The sequence below is a fragment of the Pseudomonas sp. NPDC087612 genome (assembly GCF_044743505.1).
In the GTDB taxonomy this organism is placed as follows: domain Bacteria; phylum Pseudomonadota; class Gammaproteobacteria; order Pseudomonadales; family Pseudomonadaceae; genus Aquipseudomonas.
The window spans coordinates 192,606-201,468 of sequence record NZ_JBIUWO010000003.1; the positions used below are offsets into that span (position 1 = coordinate 192,606).

The 8,863-nt window shown below is 63.4% G+C and carries 8 protein-coding genes and 1 riboswitch; of the genes, 2 read left to right on the forward strand and 6 right to left on the reverse strand.

Annotated elements, in window-relative coordinates:
* Positions 1 to 7: 7 nt before the first annotated feature.
* From ACIOVF_RS07165 to ACIOVF_RS07180, 4 genes are all read right to left on the reverse strand, one after another.
* Complete coding sequence (locus ACIOVF_RS07165; protein ID WP_045193759.1) at positions 8 to 616, reverse strand: YqiA/YcfP family alpha/beta fold hydrolase; 609 nt, start codon at positions 614 to 616, stop codon at positions 8 to 10.
* Positions 617 to 718: 102 nt separating this feature from the next.
* Complete coding sequence (cpdA, locus tag ACIOVF_RS07170) at positions 719 to 1,534, reverse strand: 3',5'-cyclic-AMP phosphodiesterase (protein ID WP_093376759.1); 816 nt, start codon at positions 1,532 to 1,534, stop codon at positions 719 to 721.
* Between the two features lie 84 nt (positions 1,535 to 1,618).
* A complete protein-coding gene (locus ACIOVF_RS07175) occupies positions 1,619 to 2,071 on the reverse strand; it encodes a DUF1249 domain-containing protein (protein WP_045193762.1) in 453 nt (150 codons plus the stop codon).
* Positions 2,062 to 2,682, reverse strand: coding sequence for an NUDIX domain-containing protein (locus ACIOVF_RS07180; protein ID WP_045193763.1), 621 nt, complete (start codon positions 2,680 to 2,682; stop codon positions 2,062 to 2,064). Before ACIOVF_RS07180 ends, ACIOVF_RS07175 begins: the two co-directional genes overlap by 10 nt.
* Positions 2,683 to 2,868: 186 nt before the next feature.
* On the opposite strand from ACIOVF_RS07180, the gene ACIOVF_RS07185 reads away from it, so the two are divergent.
* Positions 2,869 to 3,615: an RsiV family protein gene (locus tag ACIOVF_RS07185; RefSeq protein ID WP_093376769.1), complete on the forward strand. Its 747-nt coding sequence runs from the start codon at positions 2,869 to 2,871 to the stop codon at positions 3,613 to 3,615.
* Here ACIOVF_RS07185 and cytX read toward each other — a convergent pair.
* Complete coding sequence (cytX, locus tag ACIOVF_RS07190) at positions 3,584 to 4,876, reverse strand: putative hydroxymethylpyrimidine transporter CytX (protein WP_195885542.1); 1,293 nt, start codon at positions 4,874 to 4,876, stop codon at positions 3,584 to 3,586. The two genes, ACIOVF_RS07185 and cytX, sit on opposite strands and share 32 nt — an antisense overlap.
* 135 nt (positions 4,877 to 5,011) lie before the next feature.
* On the reverse strand, positions 5,012 to 6,898 hold the full coding sequence (gene thiC, locus ACIOVF_RS07195; protein ID WP_213602633.1) for a phosphomethylpyrimidine synthase ThiC: 1,887 nt from the start codon (positions 6,896 to 6,898) through the stop codon (positions 5,012 to 5,014).
* Between the two features lie 157 nt (positions 6,899 to 7,055).
* Positions 7,056 to 7,160: riboswitch (TPP riboswitch) on the reverse strand.
* A gap of 141 nt (positions 7,161 to 7,301) precedes the next feature.
* Between thiC and ACIOVF_RS07200 the strand changes: the two genes are divergently transcribed.
* Positions 7,302 to 8,735: a TolC family outer membrane protein gene (locus tag ACIOVF_RS07200; protein WP_045193767.1), complete on the forward strand. Its 1,434-nt coding sequence runs from the start codon at positions 7,302 to 7,304 to the stop codon at positions 8,733 to 8,735.
* The last annotated feature ends 128 nt before the right edge of the window (positions 8,736 to 8,863 follow it).

Below are 8,863 nucleotides of genomic sequence, written 5' to 3' on the forward strand. Positions count from 1 at the left end.
TAGGTTATCAAAATACAGAAAAATCGAGTGTTTGATACTGCTGCGGGGCAATGCCGGCAAAGCTCAGCAGGGCTGGCAGGCGTTCGGCAAAGCCCTGGAAGCTGTGATCGCCACCGGCCTGGATGCGCAATGCACAGGCACGGTAGAACTGCTCGGCCTGGCGGTAGTCCAGGGTTTCATCGGCGGTCTGCAGCCACACTTGAAAGCGCCCGGCATCGGTCGGCGCCGGCACTTCCAGCTCGGCCAGAGCCTGCACGTGGTCCAGGGTCAGTTCCCAGGTTTCGCCGGTATAGAGGTTCTGCTGCGGCCCCAGGTAGCCGTCGAACAGCCGGTGCGGGTTGATCGCCGGGTTGACCAGCAGGGCCTTGAGCCCGTGGCGCTCGGCCAGATGGGTGGCATAGTAGCCGCCGAGCGAGCTGCCGACCAGTAATGGCGATTCGAGCTCGGCAATCGCCGCCTCAAGCTGGGCGATGGCCTGGCGCGGGTGATGATGCAGGGCCGGCACGCGCAGGCGCTCGGCCAGCCCCAGCTGGGCCATGACCGCTACCAGCTGGCTGGCCTTCTTCGACGACGGCGCGCTGTTGAACCCGTGAATATAGAGAATCGAACCCGACATGCCGCCCCCGATGCGCCTTGAATGCCTGGATCGCCAGGCAGGAAAGCGCGCATTTTAGCCTGTTAGACGGCAGATGCAGCAGTTTCAGCGATTTGGCAACACTTAATAGCCGTCGCCTTCGTAGTCGACGGTGAATTCGAAGTCGCTGACCCGCGACACGCCGGTGTCGATCGAGCCGTCCGCCTGCAGGCGCAGCCAGCGGTAGCCGGGGGCCTGCTCGCCGACTTTGAAGTCTTCGCTGCGCGGCTCGAACTGGATGCAGGTCGAGGGTGAGGCCAATAGCCGCACGCCGTCGCGAACCTGGTCCCACTCCTGGTGAATATGGCCCCAGAGCAAGGCCCGCACCTGTGGATAACCTTGCAGCACAGCAAACAGTGCGTCGGCGTTGCGCAAGCCGATCGGCGCCATCCAGGCGCAGTCGATAGATACCGGTTGGTGATGGAAACAGATCAGGTGATGGCGCTCGGGCGCTTCGTCCAAGGCGCTCTTTAGCAACCTGAGCTGGCCGTCATCGAGCAAGCCCGGCACCGAACCGGCCACCGCCGAGTTGAGCATGAGGATTCGCCAATTGCCGATATCCACCTGCGGATCAAGCAAATCAGTGCCCTGCGCCGCCTGTTCCATTGGCAACGGCTCGTCATGGTTGCCGGCGAGCCAGCGCGCGGGGGCCTCAAGGCTCGCGGTCAGGTCACGAAAACAGCGGTAGGACTCGACCGAACCATCCTGGGACAAATCGCCGGTGGCCAGCAGCAGGTCGATCCGCGGCTGCTCGTCGCGTACCCGCTCGATCACCCGCTGCAGGCTGTCGCGGGTATTCATACCCAGCAGCGTGCCTTGCGCGTCGGCAAACAAATGACTGTCGGTCAGTTGCACCAGGTACACCGGCGCGTCGCTAGGGGGGATCGATGGTTGCGGCAAGGGCCGACTCCTTGAACGGATTCAGCGCGATTATGGCGGCTGGCGGGCGTTGAGCAAATACTCGAAAACGACCGTCATCACATTTCAGCGAACGACGGCCAACTCATGGCCACAGGCCAGGCAATGGCTCAGCCATTCACCGAGGAACAGATTCAGCTGGGCCTTTTCGTCCGGCTGGTGCATGGCCGCATTGGGGTACGGATAGATACTGCGAAAACGCCGGGCGTGCTCGGCGCTGACCACTTCGGCCATGCGCGCGTCGTGGTAGACCTGCACCTCCAGCTGCGGCACCGGCAGCCAGGGCAGGCTGTGCTCCTGGCGCACGCGCAAGGTGGTGGTGTAGGGACAGGCGAGCACTACATCGAGGACCAGCACGCCAAGCATCTGGTCGCCCTGGGTCATGCCGATCCGGCGCGAGCTCTGGGTGCTGCGCATGTCGGGCAGCAGGCGCATCAGGCGCGCATAGTTGGCCTCGCAGGCAGCCTGCAACCCGACCAGATCTACCCGGTAGCGCTCGCGCAGCAGATTCACGACCATAGCCCCCTGACTTCAGCGCGGTTCAAGGCCAGCCATTGCAAGGCAATGATGGTTGCCGCGTTGGCAATTTTGCCGTCGCGCACGGCCTGCAGCGCATCCTCGAACGCCCAGACCTTCACGCGAATATCCTCGCCTTCTTCTTCCAGCCCGTGCAGGCCACCGGCCCCAACGCTGCTGCAACGGCCCAGGTAAAGATGCACAAACTCGTCGCTGCCGCCCGGTGACGGGAAATACCGGGTCATCGGCCACAGCGTACTGAACACCAGCCCAGCTTCCTCCTCGGCCTCACGGTGTGCAACTTCTTCCGGTTGTTCGTCCTTGTCGATCAGACCGGCGACCAGTTCGATCAGCCAGGGGTTGTCGACCTTGCCGATGGCGCCGACGCGAAACTGCTCGATCAGCACCACTTCGTCGCGCTGGGCATCGTAAGGCAGCACACACACCGCATCATGGCGCACGAACAGCTCGCGGCTGATCTCGCGCCCCATGCCACCGGCGAACAGCTCGTGGCGCAGGCGCACCTTGTCGAGGCGGTAGAAGCCCTTGTAGCAAGTGGCCCGATCGACGATCTCGACCTGGCCGGGCACAGCGTTGTTGAACGTGTCAGACATGGGAATCCTCATTACCTCATTTACCGCATCGCGCCATCCTAACCTGCGTACCGCTGCGTTTCACCTCTTTAAAGATACCGTCCAGGCTGCGAGGATAGGCACCCCGCTGGTCTATTCAGCTTAGTGGCGAACTGACGGCCTTGCCGACGGTCCAAGTCCGATCACCTTTGCCTTACAAGGATCATCATGACGCTTGTGAAACTGACTTCCGTGGCCGTGCTGGCCCTGGCCCTTGGCGCTTGTCAGAGCCTGTTCCAGCCCAATATGCGCACACCGCTGGAGGTCAAGCGCGACCGTTGGGAGCACATCAAGCCCGGTTGCAGCAATGCCGATTGCCCGCTGGTCAACATCGACACCATCCACTTCCCGGCCAACCCCAAGCTGGACGGGATCGTCGAGAAACGCCTGCTGCAACTGACCCAGGACAACGAGCGCAGCGCCCTGCCCAGCTCGCTCAAAGCCTACGAAGAGCAGTTCATGGCCAGCGCGCAAAGCCGCAACAGCAGCTACCTGCAAGCCAAGGTACGCGAGCAGCATGACGGACTGGTGATCATCGAACTGTCCAGCTACCTGGACACCGGCGGCGCCCACGGCATGCCCGGACGCGGCTTCATCAACTATTCGCGCCAGCAGGACAAGGTACTGAGCCTGCAGGACATGCTGGTGCCGGGCCAGGAAGCGACCTTCTGGAAGACCGCCGAAGAAGCCCACAAAGGCTGGCTGATCAGCACCGGCATGGACAAGGACGCCGAGTTCGTCAAGACCTGGCCGTTCCGCCAGACCCCGCACATCGCCCTGACCTACGGCGCGGTGGTGCTGAAGTACGAGGTCTATGCCATCGCCCCGTACTCCATGGGCCATATCGAGCTGAAAATCCCCTACCCGCGCCTGAACGGCGTGATCAGGCCGGAGTTGTTTCCCGGTCGCGGCTGACTGCCGGCGCGGCGGCCCAATAGACCACCCCTGCCAGCAGCAAGGCCGGCAGGGTCGAGCCGACGTTCGGCGCGTAGTGCGCCAGCAAATGGTAAGCCGCTACGCCAATCGCCCAGGCCAGCAATGCCGGCCAGTGCAGGCTGTGGATCGGGCTTGAGTCGCTGCGCCGGCGGCGGACGATGAAGTGATCGACCAGCACCACGCCGAACAGCGGCGCGAACACCGAGCCGATCAGCAACAGGAAGTTCTGGTACTGCGCCAGCGGCGCCAAGCTGGCGATCAGGGTGCACAGCACGCCAATGGCCAAGGCCAGGTGCTCGACCTTCAAGCGCAGCAGAAAACCTGTGGAGACCGCCGCCGAGTGAATATCGGCAAAAGCTTTTTCCGACTCATCGAGCAGGATCAGCAGCAACGGAATGCCCAGGCCGGCGCCAGCCAGGGCCAGCAGCAAGGTATTGACCTCGCCCGCCGGAGCAAAGGCCAGGGTGTAGGCCACGCCCAGGCTCATCATCCACACGTTGCCGATGAAATAGCCCAGCGCCGTGCCGGCAAACACCCGGCTGGCGCGCTGGCTGAAGCGTGAGTAGTCGGCAATCAATGGCAGCCACGACAGCGGCATGGCAATGGCGATATCTATGCCAATCGCCAGCGGCATCGAACCATCACCGGCGCGCGCCCACAGCGCAGCCAGGTCGGCCTTGGCAAACAGGTTCCAGGTCAGCCACAGGCAGGCGCCGATCAGCAGCCAGATGCCCCACTTGCGCAAAATCTTGCGCACGAAGGTCAACGGCCCGCTGACCGCCAGCAAGGTGGCCAGCGCGCCGAAGCACAAGGTCCACAGCAACGGATTGGTCAGCACGCTGCCTTCGCCGAAGGCGCGCTCGCCAAGCAGGCTGGCGGCATCGCGCATGACGATGATTTCGAACGAGCCCCAGCCGATCAGTTGCAGGAGGTTGAGCATGGCTGGCAGACGCGCGCCATTGCTGCCCAGGCTGCGGCGCAGGGCGGCCATCGACGACAGGCCGGTATCACTGCCGATGACCGCGACCGCGGCGAGCAGCAGCACGCCGACGCTGGTGCCGACGATGATCGCCAGCACAGCATTGGCCAGGCCCAGGCCGGGGCCGAGCAAAGCACCGGTCTGCAGCACCATCAGGCCGATGCCGAGGGAAAACCACAAGGAACAGAGGTCGCGGCCGCTGAGCACGCGTTGCTCGGCGCTGACCGGGTGATCGGGGGAAAACTGGCTGGGTGTGCTCACGAGTGTGGTCTCGACAGGAGGTAATTTGTTGTTCTTCAGGGCCCTATCGCTGGCAAGCCAGCTCCCACCGGTACCTTGTGGGAGCTGGCTTGCCAGCGATGCGGTGTGCACCAGCACACCGCCTGAACAGCCCGATCAGACCTTCTTGTACAACTGGCTGCCTTCCTGGCGGAACCGCTCGGCCTGCTCGCGCATGCCATCCTCGAGCGCCACGTCCACCGCTTCGATGCGCTGGTTGGCAGCGTATTCACGCACTTCCTGGGTGATCTTCATCGAGCAGAACTTCGGCCCGCACATCGAGCAGAAGTGCGCGACCTTGGCCGAATCCTTGGGCAGGGTTTCGTCATGGAAGCTGCGTGCGGTGTCCGGGTCCAGGCCGAGGTTGAACTGGTCTTCCCAGCGGAACTCGAAGCGCGCCTTGGACAGCGCGTTGTCGCGGATCTGCGCGCCGGGATGGCCCTTGGCGAGGTCGGCGGCATGGGCGGCGATCTTGTAGGTGATGATGCCGGTCTTGACGTCATCCTTGTTCGGCAGGCCCAGGTGTTCCTTGGGCGTCACGTAGCAGAGCATGGCGCAACCGAACCAGCCGATCATTGCCGCACCGATGCCCGAGGTAATGTGATCGTAGCCCGGGGCAATGTCGGTGGTCAGCGGGCCAAGGGTGTAGAACGGTGCTTCGTCGCAGCATTCGAGCTGCTTGTCCATGTTCTCCTTGATCAGTTGCATCGGCACGTGGCCCGGGCCTTCGATCATGCACTGGACGTCATGCTTCCAGGCGATCTTGGTCAGCTCGCCGAGGGTTTCCAGCTCGCCGAACTGCGCTTCGTCGTTGGCGTCGGCAATCGAGCCCGGACGCAGGCCATCGCCGAGCGAGAAGCTGACGTCGTAGGCCTTCATGATTTCGCAGATTTCGTCGAAGTGGGTGTAGAGGAAGTTCTCTTTGTGGTGCGCCAGGCACCACTTGGCCATGATCGAGCCACCGCGGCTGACGATGCCGGTGACGCGCTTGGCGGTCAGCGGCACATAGCGCAGCAGTACGCCGGCGTGGATGGTGAAGTAGTCAACGCCTTGCTCGGCCTGTTCGATCAGGGTGTCGCGAAACAGCTCCCAGGTCAGGTCTTCGGCCACGCCATTGACCTTCTCAAGGGCCTGGTAGATCGGTACGGTACCGATTGGCACTGGCGAGTTGCGGATGATCCACTCGCGGGTTTCGTGGATGTGCTTGCCGGTGGACAGGTCCATCACCGTGTCCGAGCCCCAGCGGATGCCCCAGGTCAGCTTGGCCACTTCTTCTTCGATGGACGAGCCCAGGGCGCTGTTACCGATGTTGCCGTTGATCTTCACCAGGAAGTTGCGGCCGATGATCATCGGCTCCAGCTCCACGTGGTTGATGTTGGCCGGGATGATCGCGCGGCCGCGGGCGATTTCTTCGCGGACGAATTCGGCGGTGATTTCTTTCGGGATGCTCGCGCCGAAGCTGTGCCCGGCATGCTGTTGGTCAAGCAGGCCGGCGGCACGGGCTTCTTGCAGCTTCATGTTTTCGCGGATGGCAACGTATTCCATCTCGGCGGTGATGATGCCCTGGCGGGCGTAGTGCATCTGGCTGACGTTGGCGCCGGCCTTGGCCCGGCGCGGATTGCGCACGTGGGCAAAACGCAGCTTGGTCAGCTCGGCATCGGCCAGGCGCTGCTGGCCGAAGTCCGACGACAGGCCGGCCAGGCGCTCGGTATCGCCACGGGCGTCGATCCAGGCCGAGCGTACGTCGCCCAGGCCCTTGCGCACGTCGATGATAACGCTAGGGTCGGTGTAGGGGCCGGAAGTGTCGTAGACCAGTACCGGGGCGTTGGCTTCGCCGCCGAAGTCGGTCGGGGTGTCGTCGAGGCTGATTTCACGCATGGGCACGCGGATGTCCGGGCGCGAGCCTTCGACATAGATTTTGCGCGAGCGGGTGAATGGCTGTACGGATTGTTGATCGACCCGGGCCGATTCACTCAGATTGGTATATTTTTCTTGTTTACTCATCACAGGCTCTCCAGACGGCTTCCTAGCAGTGGAATGTCGGGGAGAACCTGAAAGGCACGGACGCACCATGGGTGGTGCTGTGCCAAATGCGCGGTGATGCCTGCAGCTGTGGTGGCTGACTCGACATTCCCGGACCTGGCACAAGAGACTCGCCGGGAAAGCGAGAAATCTTGTTCCCTACGCAGGCGCTAACCTGATCAGGTTCAACGGGATCCGGATTATCCGATCTCAGCCTCAACACAAGGCACCCCGACAAGAACGCAGCCAGTCTAAGCTGGAGTGGCATACAAAGCCAAGCACCTGGACATGGACACGATAAATGGCGCAAATAGCGGATTGTTGCAAAATGGCTGCGCAACTACACTCACCAGTTCAGAAATTCTCACCGTTCAAGGATTGCCCTATGCTGCGCAAACTTTCACTGGCCCTTGCCGTGTCTTGTGCTACCAACGGAATGGCCTGGGCAGCGGACGTGCCCCTGTCGGCGAAGACCGACCTGGTCAGTGTCTATCAGGAAGCCGTGAACAATAACGCCGACCTGGCGGCTGCCCGCGCCAACTACGGCGCCCAGAAGGAAGTGGTGCCCCAGGCCCGCGCCGGCCTGCTGCCGAACCTTTCGGCCGGCGCCGAAATGATGAACAACCGCACCAAGATCGACAGCCCTTCGATTACCGCCAACCGCAGCGGCAACTCCTGGTCCGCGACCCTGGCCCAGCCGGTCTTTCGCGCTGATCGCTGGTTCCAGTTGCAGGCGGCCGAAGCGGTCAACGAACAGGCGGCACTGGAGCTGTCGGCCACCGAGCAGAACCTGATCCTGCAAAGCGCCGAAAACTATTTCGCCGTGCTGCGCGCCCAGGACACCCTGGCCTCGACCAAGGCCGAGGAAGCAGCGTTCAAGCGCCAGCTCGACCAGTCCAACGAACGTTTTGACGTTGGCCTGTCGGACAAGACCGACGTGCTGCAGTCCCAGGCCAGCTACGACACCGCCCGGGCCAACCGCATCGTTGCCCAGCGCCAGGTCGACGACGCCTTCGAGGCGCTGATCACCCTGACCAACCGCGACTACAACTCGGTGCAGGGCATCGTCCACACCTTGCCGGTGCAACTGCCGGTGCCGAACGACGCCAAAGCCTGGGTCGAGACTGCCGGCAAGCAGAACCTCAACCTGCTGGCCACCAACTACGCGGTGAGCGCCGCCGAAGAGACCCTGCGCCAGCGCAAGGCCGGGCACGCGCCGACCGTCGATGCGGTAGCGCGCTACCAGAAGGGCGACAACGACAGCCTGGGCTTTTCCAACCCCAACCTCACCGGGCAGAACTACAGCGGCGATGTCGAGCAGACCAGCATCGGCCTGCAGTTGAACATTCCGATCTACAGTGGCGGCCTGACCAGCTCGCAGGTACGCGAGGCTTACCAGCGCCTGAGCCAGAGCGAACAGCAGCGCGAAAGCCTGCGCCGCCAGGTGGTGGAAAACACCCGTAACCTGCACCGTGCAGTAAACACCGACGTCGAACAGGTGCAGGCGCGCAAGCAGTCGATCATCTCCAACCAGAGCGCCCTGGAAGCCACCGAAATCGGCTACCAGGTCGGTACCCGCAACATCGTCGACGTGCTCGATGCCCAACGCCAGCTGTACACCTCGGTGCGTGACTACAACAACACCCGCTACGACTACATCCTCGACAACCTGCGCCTGAAGCAAGCCGCCGGCACCTTGAGCCCGCAGGACCTGAGCGATTTGAGCCGCTACCTGAAACCGGACTACAACCCGGACAAGGACTTCCTGCCGCCAGACCTGGCAGCAGCGGCCAAGGCCAACTTCGAAGCCCGGCCCTGAAAAGCATCGCGGGTCAAGTCGAGGGGGGGGGGGGGGGGGGGGGGCGGGGGGGGGGGGGGGGGGGGGGCGGGGGGGGGGGGGGGGGGGGGGGGGGGGGGGGGGGGGGGGGGGGGGGGGGGGGGGTAGGT